Origin of the sequence: Mumia flava (assembly GCF_002797495.1) — a bacterium.
GTDB classification, from domain to species: domain Bacteria; phylum Actinomycetota; class Actinomycetes; order Propionibacteriales; family Nocardioidaceae; genus Mumia; species Mumia flava.
Map to the genome: position 1 here is coordinate 1,958,755 of NZ_PGEZ01000001.1, position 21,222 is coordinate 1,979,976.

General features: G+C 72.2%; 19 protein-coding genes and 2 tRNA genes. 10 read left to right on the forward strand and 11 right to left on the reverse strand.

Translation table 11 applies throughout. The annotated features are described in order from the left end of the window. Positions 1–10 precede the first annotated feature (10 nt). From CLV56_RS09225 to CLV56_RS09250, 6 genes are read left to right on the forward strand one after another with little or no spacing between them, the layout of a single operon-like run. Positions 11–1,102, forward strand: coding sequence for an ABC transporter permease (locus tag CLV56_RS09225; RefSeq protein WP_039363214.1), 1,092 nt, complete (start codon positions 11–13; stop codon positions 1,100–1,102). Between the two features lie 10 nt (positions 1,103–1,112). Further along, a complete protein-coding gene (locus CLV56_RS09230) occupies positions 1,113–3,773 on the forward strand; it encodes an ABC transporter ATP-binding protein/permease (RefSeq protein WP_100414730.1) in 2,661 nt (886 codons plus the stop codon). A 37-nt stretch (positions 3,774–3,810) separates the two neighbouring features. After that, a complete protein-coding gene (locus tag CLV56_RS09235; protein WP_100414731.1) occupies positions 3,811–4,590 on the forward strand; it encodes a glutamine amidotransferase in 780 nt (259 codons plus the stop codon). Continuing rightward, positions 4,587–5,276 (forward strand): HAD family hydrolase, encoded by a 690-nt coding sequence (locus CLV56_RS09240; RefSeq protein ID WP_039363217.1) that lies wholly within the window; start codon positions 4,587–4,589, stop codon positions 5,274–5,276. The genes CLV56_RS09235 and CLV56_RS09240 overlap by 4 nt, the downstream gene beginning before the upstream one ends. Before the next feature lie 47 nt (positions 5,277–5,323). Beyond that, positions 5,324–6,136 carry an alpha/beta hydrolase gene (locus CLV56_RS09245; protein ID WP_039363219.1) on the forward strand — a complete coding sequence of 271 codons (813 nt, stop codon included), beginning with the start codon at positions 5,324–5,326 and terminating at the stop codon, positions 6,134–6,136. A gap of 5 nt (positions 6,137–6,141) precedes the next feature. Further along, positions 6,142–6,909, forward strand: coding sequence for an SGNH/GDSL hydrolase family protein (locus tag CLV56_RS09250; RefSeq protein ID WP_039363221.1), 768 nt, complete (start codon positions 6,142–6,144; stop codon positions 6,907–6,909). 214 nt (positions 6,910–7,123) lie between these two features. Here CLV56_RS09250 and CLV56_RS09255 read toward each other — a convergent pair whose 3' ends face one another. Next, the gene (locus CLV56_RS09255; RefSeq protein ID WP_039363224.1) at positions 7,124–7,399 is read right to left on the reverse strand and encodes a metal-sensitive transcriptional regulator; all 276 of its coding nucleotides are present in this window, start codon (positions 7,397–7,399) and stop codon (positions 7,124–7,126) included. Positions 7,400–7,436: 37 nt separating this feature from the next. Further along, positions 7,437–9,152 (reverse strand): FAD-dependent oxidoreductase, encoded by a 1,716-nt coding sequence (locus CLV56_RS09260; protein WP_039363227.1) that lies wholly within the window; start codon positions 9,150–9,152, stop codon positions 7,437–7,439. 141 nt (positions 9,153–9,293) lie between these two features. On the opposite strand from CLV56_RS09260, the gene CLV56_RS09270 reads away from it, so the two are divergent. Together CLV56_RS09270 and CLV56_RS09275 are read left to right on the forward strand one after the other, a co-directional pair. Continuing rightward, positions 9,294–9,878, forward strand: coding sequence for a hypothetical protein (locus tag CLV56_RS09270; protein ID WP_170224779.1), 585 nt, complete (start codon positions 9,294–9,296; stop codon positions 9,876–9,878). Further along, positions 9,875–10,774: a hypothetical protein gene (locus CLV56_RS09275; protein ID WP_039363232.1), complete on the forward strand. Its 900-nt coding sequence runs from the start codon at positions 9,875–9,877 to the stop codon at positions 10,772–10,774. Before CLV56_RS09270 ends, CLV56_RS09275 begins: the two co-directional genes overlap by 4 nt. A 29-nt stretch (positions 10,775–10,803) precedes the next feature. Here the strand turns inward: CLV56_RS09275 and CLV56_RS09280 are convergent. From CLV56_RS09280 to CLV56_RS09290, 4 genes are all read right to left on the reverse strand, one after another. Continuing rightward, positions 10,804–10,876 (reverse strand) — tRNA-Ala (locus CLV56_RS09280). Between the two features lie 34 nt (positions 10,877–10,910). Next, positions 10,911–11,024 (reverse strand): DLW-39 family protein, encoded by a 114-nt coding sequence (locus CLV56_RS20850; RefSeq protein ID WP_170224780.1) that lies wholly within the window; start codon positions 11,022–11,024, stop codon positions 10,911–10,913. A gap of 136 nt (positions 11,025–11,160) precedes the next feature. Beyond that, positions 11,161–11,235 (reverse strand) — tRNA-Ile (locus tag CLV56_RS09285). 90 nt (positions 11,236–11,325) lie between these two features. Further along, the gene (locus CLV56_RS09290; RefSeq protein ID WP_100415108.1) at positions 11,326–11,874 is read right to left on the reverse strand and encodes a DUF3566 domain-containing protein; all 549 of its coding nucleotides are present in this window, start codon (positions 11,872–11,874) and stop codon (positions 11,326–11,328) included. Positions 11,875–12,049: 175 nt separating this feature from the next. Between CLV56_RS09290 and CLV56_RS09295 the strand changes: the two genes are divergently transcribed. Continuing rightward, positions 12,050–12,505: a hypothetical protein gene (locus CLV56_RS09295; RefSeq protein ID WP_157805120.1), complete on the forward strand. Its 456-nt coding sequence runs from the start codon at positions 12,050–12,052 to the stop codon at positions 12,503–12,505. A 148-nt stretch (positions 12,506–12,653) separates the two neighbouring features. Here the strand turns inward: CLV56_RS09295 and gyrA are convergent, their stop codons facing one another. Both gyrA and gyrB read right to left on the reverse strand, forming a co-directional pair. Beyond that, positions 12,654–15,164: a DNA gyrase subunit A gene (gene gyrA / locus CLV56_RS09300; protein ID WP_245857882.1), complete on the reverse strand. Its 2,511-nt coding sequence runs from the start codon at positions 15,162–15,164 to the stop codon at positions 12,654–12,656. 146 nt (positions 15,165–15,310) lie between these two features. Next, a complete protein-coding gene (gene gyrB, locus CLV56_RS09305; RefSeq protein WP_281254211.1) occupies positions 15,311–17,374 on the reverse strand; it encodes a DNA topoisomerase (ATP-hydrolyzing) subunit B in 2,064 nt (687 codons plus the stop codon). Between the two features lie 317 nt (positions 17,375–17,691). Between gyrB and CLV56_RS09310 the strand changes: the two genes are divergently transcribed. Next, on the forward strand, positions 17,692–18,543 hold the full coding sequence (locus CLV56_RS09310) for a phosphatase PAP2 family protein (RefSeq protein WP_157805121.1): 852 nt from the start codon (positions 17,692–17,694) through the stop codon (positions 18,541–18,543). Positions 18,544–18,592: 49 nt separating this feature from the next. On the opposite strand, the gene CLV56_RS09315 is transcribed toward CLV56_RS09310, so the two are convergent. Genes CLV56_RS09315 through gnd form a run of 3 tightly spaced genes read right to left on the reverse strand, consistent with a single transcriptional unit; the run spans position 18,593 to position 21,219 of the window. After that, a complete protein-coding gene (locus CLV56_RS09315; RefSeq protein WP_039363241.1) occupies positions 18,593–19,210 on the reverse strand; it encodes a DciA family protein in 618 nt (205 codons plus the stop codon). Next, entirely contained in the window at positions 19,203–20,339 is a 1,137-nt protein-coding gene (gene recF, locus CLV56_RS09320; protein ID WP_039363244.1) for a DNA replication/repair protein RecF, read from the reverse strand. Before recF ends, CLV56_RS09315 begins: the two co-directional genes overlap by 8 nt. Before the next feature lie 4 nt (positions 20,340–20,343). Beyond that, entirely contained in the window at positions 20,344–21,219 is an 876-nt protein-coding gene (gnd, locus tag CLV56_RS09325) for a phosphogluconate dehydrogenase (NAD(+)-dependent, decarboxylating) (RefSeq protein ID WP_039363246.1), read from the reverse strand. Positions 21,220–21,222: the final 3 nt, after the last annotated feature.

Here is a 21,222-nt window from a genome sequence, read left to right on the forward strand (position 1 = left end):
GCGGTGCCTCATGGCGACCGCCGAGACGTTCTCGGTGCCGGACCGGCCCCAGAGCCCCGAGCCGCAGACCCGCAGACGCGGAGGGCTCAGTCCGCTGGCCCGCTACTTCCTGGTCCGGGTCCTCCTCGTGATCCCGATGATGTTCATCCTCGTGACGTTCGTCTTCCTCCTGATGCGGGTGATCGGCGACCCGATCACCGCCGCCCAGGGCGGGCGGCTCTCGCCCGAGCAGATCGCGGAGCGCAAGGCGCAGGCCGGGCTCGACGCCCCGCTGCTGCAGCAGTACTGGGACTACCTGACCGGCATCCTCCACGGCGACTTCGGCACCGCGATGACCGACGGCCGCGAGATCTCCGACGTGCTCGTCGTGAACGGGGCCGCGACGCTCGAGCTCGCGTTCTGGGCGTTGATCATCGCGTTCGGCGTCGGCGTGCCGCTGGGGCGGATGGCGGCGCGCAACCGCGACCGCTGGCCGGACGCCGCGCTGCGGCTGTTCTCGATCCTCGTCTACGCCACACCCGTCTTCTTCCTCGGACTGCTGCTCAAGCTCGCGTTCGTCCCGCTGGGGCTCCCGGTCGCCGGTCGCGCGAGCACGTCGACCGAGCTGGCGCTGCAGGACGTCGACCCCCAGACGCACATCATGATCATCGACGCGATCCTCTGGGGAGACCCCGCGTACGTCGGCGACGTCCTCCTGCACGCGATCCTGCCGGCGCTCGCGCTCGGGCTGCTCACCAGCGGCGTGTTCCTGCGGCTGGTCCGGGTGAACCTGATCCAGACGCAGCGCGCCGACTACGTCACCGCCGCCCGCGCCCGCGGCGTGACCGAGCGCCGGGTGGAGCGCAAGCACGCCTTCCGCAACGCGCTCGTCCCCGTGGTCACGGTGATGGGTCTCCAGGTGGCCCTGCTCCTCAGCGGTGCCGTCCTCACCGAGACCACCTTCGAGTGGCAGGGCATCGGCTACACGCTCGCCCAGTACCTGATCAAGCGCGACTTCATCGCCGTGCAGGGCATCGTGACGGTGATCGCGCTCGTCGTCGCGCTCGCGAGCCTCGTCATCGACGTGATCGTCGCCTTCGTGGACCCCCGGGTCCGGTTCTGAGGAGGATCCCGTGCGCTCCCTGATCGTCTCGACCCGCGGCCTCCAGCGGGCCATGCTCCTGGTCGGAATCACCCTCGTCGTCCTGTTCGTCGTCCTCGCCGTGTTCGCGCCGTGGATCGCTCCGTACGGCTTCAACCAGACCGGCGTCGACGGCGTCCGGTTCGGCACGCAGCAACCCCCGTCGGCACAGAACTGGTGGGGGACGACCGTCGGCGGCCAGGACGTCTTCTCCCGCGTGATCTACGGCGCCCGTACGGCGGTGTCGGTGATCGTGCTGGCGGTGACGCTGTCGCTGTCGGTCGGGGTGCCGCTCGGGCTGCTGTCGGGCTATCTCGGCGGCACGCTCGACCGTGCGCTCGTGCTCGTCACCGACGCGCTGTACGCGTTCCCGTCGCTGCTGCTCGCGATCGTCGTGTCGATCGTCCTCGCCGGGGGATCGTCGGGGGTCGTGGGCGGCATCCTCGCGGCGGCGATCTCGATCACGGTCGTGTTCATCCCGCAGTACTTCCGGGTCGTACGCAACGCGACGCTCGCCGTGAAGGCCGAGCCGTACGTCGACGCTGCGCGGGTGATCGGGACCCGGACCCCGCGGATCCTGTTCGGGCACGTCCTGTCGAACGTCCGCCAGACGGTTCCCGTGATCGCGACCCTGAACGCCTCCGAGGCGATCCTCACGCTCGCCGGCCTCGGGTTCCTGGGCTTCGGGATCGAGCCCTCGTCGGCCGCGGAGTGGGGCTACGACCTGAACAAGGCCATGCCGGACGCCACGAACGGCATCTGGTGGACCGGTGTGTTCCCGGGTCTGGCGATCGTGCTCATGGTGATCGGCGTGACGCTGGTCGGCGAGAGCCTCAACGACGTCCTCAACCCGATGCTGCGCACGCGGACCGGTTCTGTCACGACGGCCGACGAGGAGGAGGTCGAGCGCGAGTACGCGCAGGCCGTCACGTCGTCCGGGCTGGACGAGGCGGAGCTCGACGACGCGGCGCGGATCGACCCGGACGTACGGCGGGTCGCGGCGCTCAGCCTGACCGACCTGGCCGTGAGCTTCCGCACCGACGCCGAGCCGGTGCGCGCCGTGGACCGGATCAGCTTCGACGTGGCGCCCGGCGAGGTCGTCGCGGTCGTGGGCGAGTCCGGGTCCGGCAAGTCCGTGAGCTCGCGGGCCGTCCTGGGCCTGCTGCCTGCGACCGCCGAGGTCTCGGGGTCCGCGACGATCCGCAGCGAGGAGGGCGAGGTGACCGAGCTCCTCGGGCTCCCGCCGCGACGGCTCCGGACCATCCGGGGGCGGCGGATCGCCATGATCTTCCAGGAGCCGGGCACGGCGCTCGACCCCGTCCGTACGATCGGCTGGCAGATCGTGGAGACGCTGCGCGCTCACACGCAGCTGTCCCGCACGGACGCGCAGGCGCGCGCGGTCGAGCTGCTCGAGCTGGTCGGGCTCCCCGATCCCGAGGACCGCGTCGACTACTACCCGCACCAGCTGTCGGGCGGTCAGAAGCAACGCGTGATGATCGCGATGGCGATCGCGCTGGAGCCCGACGTGATCATCGCCGACGAGCCCACGACCGCCCTCGACGTCACCGTCCAGGCGGCGATCATCGAGCTCCTCCTCGACCTGCGTGAGCGGCTGGGCACGGCGATCGTGCTGATCACCCACAACATGGGCGTCGTCGCCGACATGGCCGACCGTGCGGTCGTGATGTATCGCGGCCGCATCATCGAGCAGGCTCCGACCGACCGGCTCTTCGCCGCACCGAGGCACCCGTACACGCGCCGGCTGCTCGGCGCCGTGCCGCACCTCGGCCACGGCACCGGGGGACCCGACGTCGCCGAGGACGCGCCGCCGGTGCTGACCACCAGCGGTCTCGTGGTGGAGTTCCGAGGCGGCCTGGGACGACCGGACTTCCGCGCGGTCGACGACGTCGACCTGCAGATCCGACGCGGCGAGGTGCTCGGGCTGGTCGGCGAGTCGGGGTCCGGCAAGTCGACCCTGGGCCGGGTGGCGGTGGGCCTCCAGAAGCCCACCGCCGGCACGGTCACCGTCGCCGGCACCGACATCGGCGGGATGTCCGACCGCGCGCTGCGGGACCTGCGGGGACGTTTCGGGTTCGTCTTCCAGGACCCGGCCGCGTCGCTCAACCCCCACATGACGATCAGCGACTGCGTGGCCGAGCCGCTGCGCGTCCAGAGCGGGCTCTCCGACACGCAGCGCCGGGCGAAGGTCGCCGCGCTGCTCGAGCGGGTCGAGCTCCCGCCGGCCTTCGCGCGGCGCTACCCGCACGAGCTCTCGGGGGGACAGCGCCAGCGGGTGAGTCTGGCGCGGGCCCTCGCGCTCGATCCCGACCTCCTGATCGCCGACGAGCCGACCTCGGCGCTCGACGTGTCGGTCCAGGCGACCGTCCTCGACCTGTTCGGCGAGCTCCAGCGCGAGCTCGGGTTCGCCTGCCTGTTCATCACCCACGACCTCGCCGTCGTGGATGCCGTCGCGAACCGGGTCGCGGTGATGCGCGGCGGTCGGATCGTCGAGGAGGGCAGCCGAGCCGACGTCCTGCGGAACCCGCGCGAGGACTACACCCGGCAGCTGATCGCCGCTGCCCCGGTGCCGGACCCGGCCGAGCAGCGCCGCCGGCGTGCGGAGCGTGGCTCGCTGCTGTCCGACGTGGACTGAGGCCGCGCACGAGCGTGACCGCGCGTAGGGTCTCAGGGTGAAGCCGTTCCTGCTGCTCAGCATCCGGGCGGACGACGCCGCCGCGGACGACGAGTACGCAGCGTTCCTGCGGTTCAGCGGTCTCGAGCCGTCGGACCTGCATCGTCACCGGCTCGATCGCGACCCGCTGCCGCCGTTCGACCTCGAGGCCTTCGCCGGGATCGTCCTCGGCGGCGGGCCGTACAACGCGAGCGACCCGGAGCACCAGAAGAGCCCCGCGCAGCGGCGCGCCGAAGAGGATCTCGCCCTCCTCCTCGATCGCGTGGTCGCCGCCGACTTCCCGTTCCTCGGTGCGTGCTACGGGATCGGAGCCCTGGGGACGCACCAGGGCGCCGTGGTCGACCGCACGTACGCCGAGCCGATCGGGTCGGTCCCGATCACGCTGACGGAGGACGGCTGCGCCGACGGGGTCTTCGGCGTGCTGCCGCGGCGGTTCGACGCGTTCGTCGGACACAAGGAGGCGATCACGTCGCTGCCGCCGCACGCCGTCCGGCTCGCCGGTTCGGCTGCGTGCCCCGTGCAGGCGTTCCGGGTCGGCCGGCACGTCTACGCCACGCAGTTCCACCCCGAGCTCGACGTGGACGGGCTGTGCCTGCGGATCGAGACGTACCGCCACGCCGGGTACTTCGACCCGTCGGAGGTCGACGCCCTGCTGGCGGTGGCACGGTCCAGCGTCGTGATGCACCCCACCGACGTGCTGCCGCGGTTCGTCCAGGTCGCCCGGGCGCGGTCGGCGCTGTTGCAGGAGCCCGCGTCGTCGCGCAGGCTCGGGGGATGACCGCACCCAGCCGCGCACGAGCCGCCGTCCTGTTCGACGTCGACGGGACGCTGATCGACTCCAACTACCTGCACGTCTCCGCCTGGCACACCGCCTTCGCGCAGCACGGCATGGCGGTGGACGACTGGCGCACCCACCGGGCGATCGGGATGGACGGGGAGCGACTTCTCGACACCCTCGTGCCGGACGCCGACGAGGACGCACGCCGCGCGGTCAAGGAGGCGCACGCGGCGGAGTACGCGGCGCGGGCCGGGGAGCTGCGCGCGTTCACGGGAGCACGGGATCTGCTGTCCCGGTGCCAGGAGATCGGACTGGCCGTGGTGCTCGCCACCTCGGCGCCGCCCGACGAGCTCGAGCGGGCGCGGAGCGTGCTCGACTGCGACGACCTGGTCGATGCGGTGACGAGCGCCGACGACGTCGACGAGGCCAAGCCGGAACCGGGGATCGTCGAGGTCGCGCTCGAGCGCGCCGGGATCCCCGCCGAGCGGGCCGTGCTCGTGGGCGACGCCATGTGGGACGGTCACGCCGCGGTGCGCGCAGGCGTCACCTTCGTGGCCGTGCGGTCGGGCGGGGTCGGGACGGACGAGCTCCGGGACGCCGGAGCGGTCGAGGTCGTCGACGACGTCGCCTCCCTCGCGGACGGGCTCACCACGAGCGCCGTCGGAGCGCTCGCCCGTCGCCCCTGACGGCGTGACGGTTGCCGCGACGCGCCGCCGCTGCGAGCATCCGACTCATGACACCCCTCCCCAGCACCGCGCACGTCAGCACCCGCCCGGGTCGTCACGACGATCTCGCCGTGCACCACTGGCCGAACCCGCAGGCGACCTGGATCGCCGTGCTCGTGCACGGCTACGGCGAGCACCTCGGCCGGTACGAGGAGGTGGCGCGCCGCCTCGGCGACGACGGGGCGCTGGTGGTCGGACCGGATCACGTCGGGCACGGGCGCTCCGGCGGGGAACGTGTCTCGATCGCCGACTTCGAGCCCGTGGTCGACGATCTGCACGACGTCGTCGCGGACGCCCGTGCGGACCATCCGGGCCTGCCGGTCGTGCTGATCGGACACTCGATGGGTGGGATGATCGCCGCTCGCTACGCGCAGCGCTACGGTGACGGCCTGTCCGCGTTGATCCTCTCGGGTCCGGTGCTCGGGTCGTGGGCCGCCCTCGCCCTGGCCGACCTGCCGGAGATCCCGGAGATCCCGATCGACGTCGCGACGCTCTCGCGCGACCCGGCGGTCGGTGAGGCGTACAGCAACGATCCGCTGGTGTGGCACGGGACGTTCCGGCGGGAGACGCTGCTCGCGCTGAGGTCCGAGCTGGAGCTGATCACCGAGGCGGGCGACCTCGGCGACCTGCCGACGCTGTGGATGCACGGGTCGGAGGACGAGCTGGTGCCGATCGACGCGACGCGAGCAGGGATCGAGGCGATCCGAGGAACCGACCTCACCGAGCGGATCTACCCCGGGGCGCGGCACGAGATCTTCAACGAGACGAACCGAGCGGACGTGCTGGCGACCACCACCGCGTTCGCTCTCGAGCACGTGTAGGCCCGGTGTACGCGCGCTTCGTCGCCCTGGGCGACAGCACGACCGAGGGCGTCGGCGACGAGCCGTACCGCGACGGCACTCCGAGCGGGTGGGCTGATCGTCTCGCGGTCCGGATGGCACGGGCCTGGCCCGGGCTGCGGTACGCGAACCTGGCGGTCCGCGGCACGGTGACCCGTCAGGTCCGGACCCACCAGGTCGGTCCCGCCTGCGCTCTCGAGCCGGATCTCGCCAGCGTCCTGGTCGGGATGAACGACCTTATCCGGCCGCGCTTCGACGGGGGCACGGTCGCCGCCGACATCGACGCGGTCGCGGCGCGGTTGCGCGACGCCGGTGCGGACGTCCTCCTGATGACCTTCCCCGATCTGTCGAGCGTCTCGCCGGTCGGTCGACTGCTGAGAGGTCGGGTCGACGACCTCTCCGACCGGATCCGGGAGATCGCGAGCCGACGTGGGGCGCTGCTGCTCGACGCCGCCGCCGTCCCCGCCGCCGGCGACCCCCGGGTGTGGGCGGACGACCGCCTGCACCTCAACCCGGAGGGTCACCTGCTGCTGGCCGACGCGATGGCCGACCTGGTGGGTGTCCCCGGTGCCGACGACCGCTGGCGTCACCCGCTCCCGCCACCACCGGCCCGCAGGATCGCCGAGCGTGCGCTCGGTGAGGCTGCGTGGTTCGGCACGCACGTCGGCCCGTGGCTGGGGCGACGTCTGAGCGGCCGGTCGTCCGGGGACGGCCGGGTCGCCAAGCGACCGCACCTGACGTCGGTCGAGACCTGAGGTCGGTCAGCGGCCGAGCAGTCGTCCGAGGAGGCCGGGTCGTTGCTCGGAGTCGTGCCCCGCGCAGCGGCGGTCAGCAGGGACGTTGCGCATCACGTCGTCGACGTGGCGTCCACATCCGGTCCAGGTGGTCTTGCCACAGGTCCGGCAGGTGGCGGGCTGGCACATGGGGTGCTCCTTCGGCTCGGGTCGAACGGGTCGGGGGGTCGCGCGGTCAGGCCAGCATGAGGAAGAGCTTCTCGAGCTCGTCGGTGGTGAGCCCGTCCTCGTCGGTCGCGGCCTGCTCGGGGTCGGCGATGCAGTCCTTCAGTGCCGTGGAGACGATCGCGAACCCGGCGCGGTCCAGCGCACTCGAGACGGCGGCGAGCTGGGTGACCACGTCGCGGCACCGACCGCCGGTCTCGACAGCGGTGATCACCGCGTCCAGCTGGCCGCGGGCCCGCTTGAGCCGGTTCAGGATCTTGCGCTGGGTCTCGGCATCGGTGGCCATGGGGTCTCCTCGGTCGGTGGCGGGCAGGGCGTCGGCGTCACGACGCTCGGGCGAGCGGGTCGTCGGTGGTGAGGATCTGGTCGGCCGTCGCAGCGAGCGTCGCTCGCAGGGTCAGCATGCCGCCGGACAGCGAGGCCGAGTCGAGTCCCGCCTGCGCCAGGATCCGATGGGCCAGGTGCGAGCGGACCCCGGATCCGCACAGGGTGCGGACCGGGCGTCCACCCGCCGCCGAACGCACCTCGGAGATGCGCTCGCGCAGGTCGGTGTGGGGGACGTTCACCGACCCGGGCAGGTGGCCGGAGGCGAACTCCGCCTCGCTGCGCACGTCCAGGACCAGCGAGGTCCGCAGCGTGTCCTCGAGCTCGTCGGCGTACCAGAGCCGCAGGGTCCCGTCGAGAACGTTCGAGCCGACCAGCCCGGCGAGGTTCACCGGGTCCTTGGCCTGCCCGTACGGCGGGGCGTACGCGAGGTCGAGGTCGATGAGGTCGGCGACGGTCGCGTGGTTGCGCAACGCGGTCGCGAGCACGTCGATGCGCTTGTCGACCCCGGACGAACCGACGGCCTGGGCCCCGAGGAGCAGCCCGTCGCCCGCACGGACGTGCACGACCAGGTGGAGGGGCTCGGCACCGGGGAAGTATCCGGCGTGGTGGAGCGGATGGAGGTGCAGGGTGTGCACGGCGATCCCGGCCTCGGCGACGGCGCGCCGGCTCGCGCCGGTCGTCGCCGCGGTCAGGTCGCCGACACGCACGACGGTCGTGCCGAGTGGAGCGGGGATCGGTCGGCTCGCGTCCGGACCGCGCACGATCGCGTCGGCGACGAGGCGGCCGGCACGGTTCGCCGGGCCGGCCAGCGCGACGGGACGGCGCAGGCCGGTGACGGCGTCGGTGCTCGCGACGGCGTCGCCGACGGCCCACACGTCGGGCAGGTTCGTCCGTCCGTGCTCGTCGGTCACCACGGCGCCGCGCTCGCACACGACCCCCGCGGCCTCGAAGGTCTCGGTGTCCGGCCGCACGCCCGCGGAGAGCACGATCAGGTCCGCCTCCAGCACGGTCCCGTCAGCGAGCAGGACCTCGTCGCCGCCCTCGCGCGGCACGATCTCGGTGGCCGCGGTGCCAGGACGGGTCCGGACGCCGATCCGGCCGAGCTCGGCGGCGACGAGGTGCGCCAGCTCCGGGTCGAGCGCGGGAAGCACGTGAGGAGCGACGTCGACCAGCTCGACCTCGAGCCCACGCCCGGCCAGCGCCTCGGCGGCCTCCACCCCGATGAACCCGGCACCGAGCACGACCGCACGACGCGCGCCGTCGTCCACGCGCTCGCGCAGCGTGATCGCGTCGTCGACCGTCCGCAGGGTGCGGACGCGCGGTGAGTCCAACCCGCGGATCGCCGGCCGCACCGCACGGGCACCAGGGGAGAGGACGAGGGTGTCGTACGGGAGCTCGTGCGTGCCGCTCGCGGTCCGGACCGTGACCGTCTTCGCCCGTGCGTCGAGCGCCACGACGTCGTGCCCCGTCCGGACATCCAGGTCGAGGGCGGCGCGCAGGCTCTGCGGAGTCTGGACCAGCAGGGCCGCCGCGTCGTCGATCTCACCGCCGACGTGGTACGGCAGGCCGCAGTTCGCGAACGAGACGTGCTCGCCGCGCTCGAGCACCGTGATCTCGGCACGCTCGTCGAGCCGGCGGGCACGGGCGGCGCAGCTCATGCCGCCGGCGACGCCACCGACGACCACGATCCGATGCTCCGGGGAGTCGCTCATGCGTCGATATTACCCCCCGGGGTATCGCTTTCAAGCCCGTCGGGCTGAGACCCGCCGTCCCGCGCGTGCAACCGGGCGCGCGGTGAGTCCTCGGCGGGACTACCTTCGCGATATCCCCCGCACACCGGGGAGGTGCTCGCGATGCGACAGAGGCTGGGGGCCGCGCTGCTGGCAGTCGTGCTGCTCGCGGGATGCGGCGGCGAGGACGGCGGCACCGACGACGGGGACGGCGGGTCCGGGAACGGCGGCGGGTCGGGCGGCGGGAGCGGCGGAGGAGGAGGCGGTGGGGGAGGCGGTGGGGGAGCCACCGGGTCCCCGATCGACGTCCCGAGCGTGCCCGACCCCGGACAACCGCTCGCCGGCCTCGAGGACGCGATCCGCGGGGTCGTCGTCGACGCCTGCGGGGACGGCACCGAGTGCGTCGAGATCGTGTGGGGCGACGGGCCCTGCTACCAGGGCTTCGACCCGCCCGGCGGGACCGAGATCGAGCGTGGCTCCACCCTCCAGGTCGTGACCGACGACTCCTGCGGCACGGACGAGGGTGACGGCACGGACGACGGGGACGGCACCGACGACGGCGACGGCACCGACGACGGCGGCACGGACGACGGCGGCACGGACGACGGTGAGGCACCCGCGGAGCAGAGCGTCGACGAGGGCGACGGTGGAGAGATCACCGAGGGCCTCGGTCATCCGAGCGACAGCGCGCCGGTGGAGGCGCGGTGACCGACGCCGAGACGGACACCACGGTCACCGTCTCGCGGCTCGCGCGGATCGTCGGGCAGGTCGTCGCCCCCGTCACCCTGCTGACGGCGCTGCTCTTCTTCTTCGGCTGGTCGCGCGCGGCGGCGCTCTTCGGCTACTTCGGGCTCGACACGACGGTTCTCCACCTGAGCACGACCGACTACCTCCTCGGCGCCCAGGACGGCCTGTTCGTACCGGTCGCCGTGGTGGCCCTGCTGACGGTGGGAGCGAGCTGGGTCGTCGCGGTCGCCCCCGATGCCCTCCGTCGTGTCCTCACCGCGCGCGCGACACCGGCGGTCGCTCTGGTCCTCGGTGCGTTGCTCACCCTCGAAGGGATCCTCGGTCTGTTCGGGCGCGCTCCCGTGGACGGTCTCGTCGTGGCCCCGTTGTCGCTGGTCGCCGGCGTCCTCCTGCTCGCAGCGGTCCTGCGCGCGCGAGCGGCACGGGTGACTCCGGCACAACGGCGGGCACGGGCGTTCGAGACGGTCGCGGTGTTCGTCGTCGTCGCGCTCGCGCTCTTCTGGGCCGTGGCCGACTACTCCGCCGCGGTCGGCCGGCAGCGCGCCGCCGACCTCGTGGATGGTCTCCCGACCGGACCGACCGTCCTCGTGCACAGCACCCGCGACCTGGGAATCCCGGCGGGCGAAGGCGTCCGGCTGTGCGAGGCGGACACGGCGGAGGTTCCGTCCGAGGACGAGGGCTACCGGCTGACGTACGCGGGCCTCGCCCTGCTGATCGTCGCCGGCGACCAGTACGTGCTGCTGCCGACCTCGTGGACGCGTGAGCGCGGGAGCACCTATCTGGTCGGTGTCTCCGACGAGGTCCGGCTCGACGTCCGACCCGCCGGAGCCGACGCGTCAGCGCCCGCAGGCTGCTGAACCGGTGCGGGGCGACCCAGCACGACGGGTGGAGCTGAGGGGACTCGAACCCCTAACCCCCTGCTTGCAAAGCAGGTGCGCTACCAATTGCGCCACAGCCCCTGGCACCGCGATCCGGAGACCGCGGGAACCGGTCTCAGACCTGGTCGGTGGCCTCCGACCACGGCTCCTCGGTCTTGCCGGACTTCTTCTTCTTCACAACGAAGAACACGCCCGCGGCAGCCACGAGCGCGACGATGATCTTCTTCATCCGGGTCTCCTCACGATGGGTGCTGGGGGATCGGCGATCCCTCCCGGCGCGGCAGCGCCGGGCGACGACCGCCACCCGCAGACACGGTACCAGCGGGCCGGCCGCACCCGTAGGGTGCCCGGCCACGACGAAACGGTGGGCCTAACAGGACTTGAACCTGTGACCTCTTCCTTATCAGGGAAGCGCTCTAACCAAGCTGAGCTATAGGCCCCTCTCACCTGCTCAGGTGAGCCGACGGAGACTTTACCCGGTGACCCCGAGCGGCCCCAAATCGGGTCCGCCCGGGCTCACCGGACACAGGTCAGTCGTCCTCGGCGAGCGTCACCTCGAACCCGCCGAGCAGGTGCGCGGCCAGGTTGTAGAGGAACGCGCCGACGGTTGCGAGGGCCGTGATCAGGACGACGTCGATCGCTGCGATCACGATCGTCAGCCCGATGATCCGGCCGAACCCGACGTACTCGGAGATGTCGAAGGCGTCGGCGTTGTCGTTCAGGACGGTGGCGACGCTCTGGTTGATCGCCTCCCACACGCCGGCGGCGCCGAGCACGGCCCAGACGATCGTCACCGCGACGACGGTCACGATGCCGAGGGCGATCGCCAGGGCGAACGACATCTTCATCACCGACCACGGGTCGACCCGGTGGATCCGCAGGCGGGCCTTCCGGCTGGGGGAGGCCGCAGCCGGCTGCGTCGACGTCGCCGGCTCGTCGTACGGCTTCGGTCGGCGCGCCGGGGCCGGCACCGGCTCCGCCACCGCAGGCTGGACGCGGGTCGCGTCGCCGGGTCCGTCGAGACCGTCCTGCGAGCGCTCAGCGGCAGCGGCGATCGATCCCGCCGTCGCCGCCGGCATCGGCACACCCTTGCGTCGCGGTGCGTCCGGGGAACCCGTGGGTGCCGTGGGGCGGGTCGTCGGCTGGGCCGGTGCGCCGGTGGTCGGGGCCGTCGGTGCGACCGCCGCTTCCGCGCGCGGACCGGCAGCGGCACCCGCGGCCGGTCGGGCCGAGGGGTCGGGCTTGGTGGACCCCGTGTCCTTGCGTGCTGTCCCGGACGGCTGCGATGTCGGCGCGCCGGAGGAGGCCGGGCCCGGAGCCGGGGAGTCCGGCTTCGTCCTCGGCGGGCTCGGTGGTGCGGGCTTGGCTGCCTCGGGCTGGGCCGGCGTGGGCTGGGCCGGCGTGGGCTGGGCCGGCGTGGGCTGGGCCGGCGTGGGCTGGGCGGGCGTCGGCTGTGCGGGCGTCGGCTGTGCGGGCGTCGGCGGCGCGGGCCGCGACGCCTCCGACGGTGCAGGCGCGGGCCGTGCCGACTTCGGGGCCTCCGGCTTGGGGGCCTCGGGCGCCTCCTTCGCCGGAGCGTCCGGGGCCGGTGCCGCGGGCCGGGGTGCGTCCGACCGCGGAGCAGCCGACTTCGACGGTCCGGGGGAGACCGGCTCACCCGGACGCGGGCGGGACGGTGCCTGCGGCGCGCCGTTGCGGGTCTCCTGGTGACGTCCGTTCGTCGTCGGAGGCGACGGTGGCGTCGGGGTCAGGCTCCCCGGGGTCGGCCGCGACGGGCGCTGGCCCCCGTTGGTCGAGCTGGACTCGGGTGCGTTCTGGCGTGGCCGCTGCGGCGCAGGCGCGTTCGGCTTGCGGTCCGTCATCTCGCCTCCTCGGCGTCGGAATCGTCGCTGCGCGACGCTGTCGCCTCAGGGTTCTCCTCGGCGTCGGACTCCTCGACAGTATCCAACAGTGTCGAGTTCTCCTCATTCCGCGTGAGTGCGACCACCTCGTCGTCCCCCCGCACACCGACGAACTTCACGCCCATGGTGTCACGTCCGGTCTCGGAGACGTCCGCCACGCGAGACCGCGTCACCTGGCCGCTCGCCTTGATCGCGATGATCTCGTCGTCGTCGTCGACGACCACGGCGCCGACCAGGCTACCTCGGTCGTCGTGGAGCTTCATGGCCTTGATCCCGAGGCCGCCACGCCCCTGCACGCGGTACTGGGCGACCGGAGTCTTCTTCGCGTACCCGCCGTCCGTCGCGGTGAAGACGTAGTCCGCCTCCTCCTCGGTGCCCGGTGGGATCACCCGCATCGACAGCAGCTCGTCGCCGTCACGGAACTTCATCCCGGTCACACCGGACGTCGCCCGGCCCATCGGGCGCAGCTGCTCGTCGTCGGCGGTGAACCGGATCGACTGCCCCTTGCGGGAGAACAGGATCAGGTCGTCGTCGGAGCTCACCAGCTCCGCACCCACCAGCGCGTCGTCGGGATCGCGGAAGTTCAGAGCGATCACGCCGGCCTGCCGGGCGCTGTTGTACTCGATCAGCGGAGTCTTCTTGACCAGGCCGTTGCGGGTGGCGAGCACGAGGTACGGGGACTGCTCGTAGTCACGGATCGCGAGCACCTGGGCGATCTGCTCGTCGGGCTGGAACTGCAGCAGCCCGGCGACGTGACCGCCCTTGGCGTCGCGACCCGCCTCGGGGAGCTGGTACGCCTTCGCGCGGTAGACGCGGCCTGCGGTGGTGAAGAACAGGATCCACTGGTGCGTCGTGGTGGCGAACAGGTGGTCGACGACGTCGTCGCCGCGCAGCGTCGCGCCCCGGACGCCCCGGCCGCCGCGCTTCTGCACGCGGTACAGGTCGGTCCGCGTGCGCTTGACGTACCCGCCGCGCGTGATCGTCACCACGACGTCCTCGTCGGGGATCAGGTCCTCCATCGACAGGTCGCCGTCCGCCGGGATGATCCGGCTGCGGCGCTCGTCGCCGTACTTCTCGACGATCTCACCGAGCTCGTCGGCCACGATCGAGCGCTGCCGCGCGATGTTGGCGAGGATGTCGCGGTAGTCGGCGATCGTCTCCTCGAGCTCGGCCAGCTCGTCGATGATCTTCTGGCGCTCCAGGGCGGCCAGCCGCCTCAGCTGCATGTCGAGGATCGCCCGGGCCTGCGCCTCGTCGATCTCGAGCAGCCGGATCAGGCCGTCGCTCGCGTCCTCGGTGGTCTGGCTCGCCCGGATCAGCGCGATGACCTCGTCGAGCATGTCGAGCGCCTTGACCAGGCCGCGCAGGATGTGCGCACGCTCCTCGGCCTTGCGCAGGAGGTACTCGGTGCGCCGGCGGACGACCTCGACCTGGTGGTCGACCCAGTGCGTCACGAACTGGTCGAGCGTCAGGGTGCGCGGCACGTCGTCGACGAGCGCGAGCATGTTCGCGGAGAAGTTGGTCTGGAGCTCGGTGTGCTTGTAGAGGTTGTTCAGGACGACCCGAGCGACGGCGTCGCGGCGCAGCTCCACGACGAGGCGGCGACCCACCCGCGAGCTCGACTCGTCACGGACGTCCGCGATCCCCTGGACCCGGCCGGAGTTCACCAGATCGGCGATCTTCTGGAGGAGGTTGTCCGGGTTGACCTGGTACGGGAGCTCCTTGACGACCAAGGAGATCTTGCCCTTGCCGTCCTCCTCGATGTCGACGACGGCACGCATCGTGACCGAGCCGCGACCGGTGCGGTAGACGTCCTCGATGCCCTTCGTCCCGACGATCAGGCCGTGGGTCGGGAAGTCGGGACCCTTGATCCGCTCCATCAACGCCTCGAGCAGGTCCTCGCGGGTCGCGTCGGGGTGCTCCAGCGCCCAGATCGCGCCGGCGGCCACCTCGCGGAGGTTGTGCGGCGGGATGTTCGTCGCCATCCCGACCGCGATCCCGGCCGAGCCGTTCACCAGCAGGTTCGGGATCCGTGCCGGAAGGACCGTCGGCTCGAGCGAGCGACCGTCGTAGTTCGGGGTGAAGTCGACGGTCTCCTTCTCGATGTCGCGGACCATCTCCATCGCGATCGGCGCCATCCGGCACTCGGTGTAGCGCATCGCCGCTGCGTCGTCGTTGCCGGGCGACCCGAAGTTGCCCTGCCCGTCGACCATCGGGTAGCGCAGCACCCACGGCTGCGCCAGACGGACGAGGGTGTCGTAGATCGCGGTGTCGCCGTGCGGGTGGTACTGGCCCATCACGTCGCCGACGACACGCGAGCACTTGCTGTAGCCGCGGTCGGGGCGGTAGCCGCCGTCGTACATCGCGTAGAGGACGCGGCGGTGCACGGGCTTGAGCCCGTCACGGACGTCCGGCAGCGCGCGGGCGACGATGACGCTCATCGCGTAGTCGATGTACGACCGCTGCATCTCCGTCTGCAGCTCGACCCGCTCGATGCGGCCCTGCGGTGCGGGTGTCTCGGTCACGTGGTGGTTCCTTCGTACGGGGTGGTCGGCTGACGCGTCACGGGAGGCCTGGGATCAGGTGCCGGGCTCCGCCCGAGGTCGAGGCTGGGTCAGATGTCCAGGAAGCGGACGTCCTTGGCGTTGCGCTGGATGAACGCACGCCGCTGCTCGACGTCCTCGCCCATCAGCACGGTGAAGATCTCGTCGGCGTTCGCCGCGTCGTCGAGCGTGACCTGGCGCAGGATCCGCTGCTCCGGGTCCATCGTGGTCTCCCACAGCTCGTGGTCGTTCATCTCGCCCAGACCCTTGTACCGCTGGACCGGCGCCTCCTTCGGGAGACGCTTGCCGGCAGCGCGGCCGGACTCGAGCAGCCCGTCGCGCTCGCGGTCGGAGTACGCCAGCTCGTGGGAGGAGTTCGTCCACTTGATGCGGTAGAGCGGTGGCTGGGCGAGGTAGACGTACCCGCCGTCGATCAGCGGCTTCATGAACCGGAACAGCAGGGTCAGCAGCAGGGTCGAGATGTGCTGGCCGTCGACGTCGGCGTCGGCCATCAGCACGATCTTGTGATAGCGCAGCTTGGCGATGTCGAAGTCGTCGGTGACCCCGGTGCCGAGCGCGGAGATGATCGCCTGCACCTCGGCGTTCTGGAGGATCTTGTCGATCCGGGCCTTCTCGACGTTCAGGATCTTGCCGCGCAGCGGGAGGATCGCCTGGATCCGCGGGTCACGGCCACCCTTCGCCGAGCCTCCGGCGGAGTTGCCCTCGACCACGAAGAGCTCGCACTCCTCGGGGTTGCGCGACGAGCAGTCGGCGAGCTTGCCGGGCAGACCGGCACCGCCGAGCAGGCTCTTGCGGTTGCGGGCCAGGTCGCGCGCCTTGCGCGCGGCCATCCGTACGGCGGCGGCGTCGATGCCCTTGCGCACGATCGCCTTGCCCTCGGCCGGGTTCTGCTCGAACCACGCGCCGAGGTGGTCGTTGACCACCGTCTGGACGTACGAGCGCGCCTCGGTGTTGCCGAGCTTCGTCTTCGTCTGGCCCTCGAACTGCGGCTCCGCGAGCTTGATCGAGATGATCGCGGTGAGACCCTCGCGGATGTCGTCGCCGGAGAGCCGGTCCTCGCGCTTCTTGATCAGGCCCTGGTCCTCGGCGAACTTGTTCACCGTGTAGGTCAGCGCAGCGCGGAAGCCCTCCTCGTGGGTGCCGCCCTCGTGGGTGTTGATCGTGTTCGCGAACGTGTGCACGGACTCGGAGAACGAGGTGTTCCACTGCATCGCGAGCTCCAGGCTGAGCCCGGACTCCTCGTTCTCCGCCTCGAACGCGATCACGTCACGGGTCATCGGCGACCGGCTGCCCGTGTTGATGTGGTGCACGTAGTCGATCAGGCCGTCGTCGTAGCGGAAGCGCCGCTCCATCGCGCCCTCGGCCGACCCGCCCGAGACGCTGTCCTCGGTCGCGGCCGACTCTGCGGTCTCGGTGCTCTGCACGGCGTCGGCGACCTCGCCGGCGGACGGGCGCTCGTCGCGGATCGCGATGGACAGACCCTTGTTGAGGAAGGCCATCTCGCGGAAACGGTTCGCGAGGGTCTCGAACGAGTACGTCGTCGTCTCGAAGATCTCGTCGCTGGCGTAGAACGTCGTGGTCGTGCCCGTCCGGTCGGTCGGCTCGCCGCGCTCCAGCGGTCCGTCGGGTGCGCCGTAGGTGAACGACTGCCGCCAGACGTACCCGTCGCGGGCGACCTCGACGTGCAGCTTCGTCGACAGGGCGTTCACGACCGAGACACCGACACCGTGGAGCCCGCCGGACACCTTGTAACCGCCGCCGCCGAACTTGCCGCCGGCGTGCAGCGAGGTCAGCACCAGCGTCACGGTCGGGATCTTCTCGGTCGGGTGGTCCTTCACCGGGATGCCGCGCCCGTTGTCCACGACCCGGATGCCGCCGTCGGCGAGCATCGTGACCTCGATCGTGTCGCAGTAGCCGGCCAAGGCCTCGTCGACCGAGTTGTCCACGACCTCGTAGACGAGGTGGTGGAGGCCGCGCTCGCCGGTCGATCCGATGTACATGCCCGGGCGCTTGCGCACGGCCTCGAGACCCTCGAGGACCTGGATGTCCCCGGCGTCGTAGGAGGCTGCCGGTGCGGACTGGTCGGTCTCGGGGGTGGGGATCGACTCGCTCACGATCCGGTGGCCTCCTCATCGCGGTGCACTCATGACACGTCCCGACCGATGCAAGGCAGCCGAGTGTCGGCGTACGGCCGGGACGTCGGTGTCGAGTATACCCGCTAGGGGGCCGCTGAGCCCCCTCCAACGGCGCGGAACACAGGGCCGTCCGGCCCTCAGACGTGCGTCAGAGGCCTCAGATGCCACCTGAGACGCCCCGACAGCCGCCCGTTGATGCCCCGTATGCGGTTCCGGGCGCGCAGACCGCCTGTGAGGCAGGTGTCAGGCTGCGGGCGCGGCGCCCGCCGGTTGTCGAGATGCGGCAGAGTGGAGGCATGGCGTCTCCGACGGTGGCACGAGCCCCGTCCGCCGGGCACGAGCGCTCCGGCGGACGGACGTTCGCAGCTGCCCTCGCACTGCTGGTGACCTCGGTGGGGATCCTGGTGGCGGACGTCGTGTGGATGCTCCAGACGCCTCGCGGTCAGCAGGTCGACGAGGCCGCGATGGAGGCGGTCTACGCCCGCGCCGAGACGCTCGAGACGCTGCTCGGGGTCCTCGGGTACGTCTCCCTCGCATCGATGGTGCTCGTGATGGCGGTGCTGGTGGCGATGGCGCTGCTCCGGCGGAGGTTCGCCGCGGCCCTGGCCGCCGTCGGTCTCGTGGTGGCCGCGAACGTCACCACGCAGATCCTCAAGCACGCGGTCCTCGACCGCCCCGACTACGGGTACGGCTGGTACGTCAACAGCCTGCCGAGCGGGCACACGACCGCGGCCGCGTCGATGGTCCTCGCGGCCCTCCTGGTCAGCCCCCGGGGACTTCGCTGGATGGTCGCCGCGGCCGGCTCGGCCGGGATCGTGCTCACGGGAGTCTCGACGATCGTCGCCGGCTGGCACCGCCCCGCCGACGTGGTGGCGGCGCTCGCGGTCTGCCTGGCCTGGGGCGCCTTCGCCGTCGCGGCGCTCGCGGTCCGGCGAGGGGGGAGCGCCGGCGGTTCCTTCCTCGGGACCCTCGTCTGGTCGGTTACCGGCGCGGCCCTCGCCGGCGTCGTGCTGGTCCTCGTCGGCGTCCGCCCGGACGGCGGCTGGTCCGGCTTCGCCCCCGCGGCGGCGGTCCTCGCGCTGACCGGGCTGGCCTCGGCGGTCGCCGTCACGGTCTTCGAGCGGCTGTCGGCCGTCTTCGCGCGCTGAGCGGGGACGTCGGCGGTGCCCTGGCGACACCGGCCCGCCTCGCGCACCGTCAGCCGTAGGTGTCACGCGGACCGCGTCCACGCACGCTCCGCCCGCCCTTCGTCCAGCTCGGAGCCTGCGGACCGCGGACGTTGATCCGCACCACGGTGCCGTCACCGAGCTGCTCGTTGAGCCGCGCGACGAGACGGGGCGCGAGCATCCTCAGCTGGGTCGCCCACGCCGTCGAGTCCGCCACCACCCACAGCTCGGCGTCGGCGTAGCGCACCGGCCGGCAGTGCGCGGCGATCTCCGCACCGACGATCTGGGTCCACCGCCCGAACACCCCGTGCACGGCGACCTCGGTCTCCCAGCCGCGCTCGTCGACCAGGCGGCCGAGCGTCGCCGCGAGCAGCTGCGGGTCGCGGTCGTCGGGCCCGGCACCGCTCGACTGCGGTGCGGACCTGCGGCGGCGCCGCCGCGACGCTCCTGCCCCGCCGGCCGACGATCCGCCCGCCGCCGCACCGCGGCCCGTCGACTCGGGGCCCACGGTGCGATACCGGCGGGCGATGCTCCGCGCGAGGTCGAGGCCGTCGCCGGACGTCTCACCTTGCTCACCCGCCGCACCCTGCTCACCCGCCGTGCCGGGCCGGTCCTGATCGGGCGGACCGTCCGGCGTCGGCTCACCCATCGTCGCCCTCGACCTTCACCGACCCGTCGCCGACGACGTACCGCCGACCCCGCAGCTGCTCGGGGACGTCGTCGGCCACCGCAGCCGTCACCAGCACCTGCTCGGCACCGACGACGCGCTCGGCCAGGTGCGCACGCCGGTCGCGGTCGAGCTCGGCGAACACGTCGTCCAGCACGAGGATCGGGTCGTCGCCGTCGGCCCGCACCAGGTCGTACGACCCGAGCCTCAGCGCGAGCGCGAACGACCACGACTCCCCGTGGCTGGCGTACCCCTTCGCAGGCATCTCGCCGAGCGACAGCACCAGCTCGTCGCGGTGCGGCCCGACCAGGCTCACCCCGCGGTCGATCTCCTCCCCGCGGCGGACCCGCATCTGCTCGGCCAGGGCCTGCGTGAGCTCGGCGCGGTCACGGGTGGGCGGTGCGTCGAACGACGGACGGTACGCCGCGACGGCCTGCGCGCGATCGGCGGCGGCCGACGCCGCGACGGCGGCGTAGGAGTCCGCGAGGTAGGGCTGGAGCTCGTCGACGAGCCTCATCCGTGCGGCGAGGATCTCGCCGCCGAACGCGGCGAGCTGCTCGTCCCACACGTCGAGGGTCCCCAGAGCGGCGTTGCGCCCGGCGGCACGTGCGGACTTGAGCAGGGAGTTGCGCTGGCGCAGCGCTCGCTCGTAGTCCGCGCGCACGCCCGCCATCCGCGGGCTGCGCAGCACCAGCAGGGCATCGAGGAAGCGGCGCCGCTCACCGGGGTCGCCCTTCACCAGCGCCAGGTCCTCGGGAGAGAAGACGACCGAGCGCACCCAGCCGAGCAGGTCGCGGGTACGGGGGAGCGGCGCGCGGTTCACCCGGGCACGGTTGGCCCGACCGGGCGTGATCTCGATCTCGAGCACCGCCTCGCGGGTGTCCCGGACGACCCTCGCGCGCACGACCGCACGGTCGGCGCCGACCCGGACCAGCGGCGCGTCCGACGAGACGCGGTGCGACCCGAGCGTCGCGAGGTAGTCGATCGCCTCGACGAGGTTCGTCTTGCCCTGGCCGTTCGACCCCACGAACGTCCCGACGCCCGGCGCGAGGTCGAGCTCGAGCTCGGGGTACGACCGGAAGTCGTGCAGCGACAGGCGGGTGACGTGCACGGGACTACTGCGTGTGGACCGCGTGACCGCCGAACTGGTTGCGCATCGCCGCGATCGCCTTCATCGCCGGCGAGTCGTCCTGACGCGAGGCGAAGCGGGCGAACAGCGATGCGGCGATCGCGTTCATCGGGACCGCGTGCTCGATCGCGGCCTCGAGCGTCCAGCGTCCCTCGCCGGAGTCGTCGGCGTACCCGCGCAGGCGGGCCAGGTCCGGGTCGTCCGCGAGCGCGGCGGCGAACAGGTCCAGGAGCCACGACCGGATCACGGTGCCCTCGCGCCAGGAGTCGAACACCTCCGGGACGTTCTCCACCAGGTCCGCCTTCTCCAGGAGCTCGTACCCCTCGGCGTAGGACTGCATCATGCCGTACTCGATGCCGTTGTGGACCATCTTCGCGAAGTGGCCCGCCCCGACGCCGCCGGCGCGGACGAACCCCGACTCCGGGCTCGGCCGCAGCGCGTCGAAGGCCGGCTGGACCAGCTCGATGTGGTCGGCGGATCCGCCCACCATCAGCGCGTAGCCCTCCTGCAGGCCCCACACGCCCCCGCTCACGCCGCAGTCGACGAAACCGATCCCGCGCTCGGCCAGCTCGTCCGCGTGCCGCTTGTCGTCGGTCCAGCGGGAGTTGCCGCCGTCGACGACCACGTCGCCGGCATCCATCAGGCCACGCAGCTGGGCGATGGTCTCGTGGGTCGGGTCGCCGGAGGGCACCATCACCCACACCACGCGTGGCGCCGGCAGCGCCTCGACCAGCGCGCCGAGGGACGTCACGTCGCACAGCGACGCGTCCCGGTCGAAGCCGACGACGGTGATCCCCGCGCGACGCATCCGCTCGCGCATGTTGCCGCCCATCTTGCCGAGTCCGATCAGTCCGATGTGCATCGG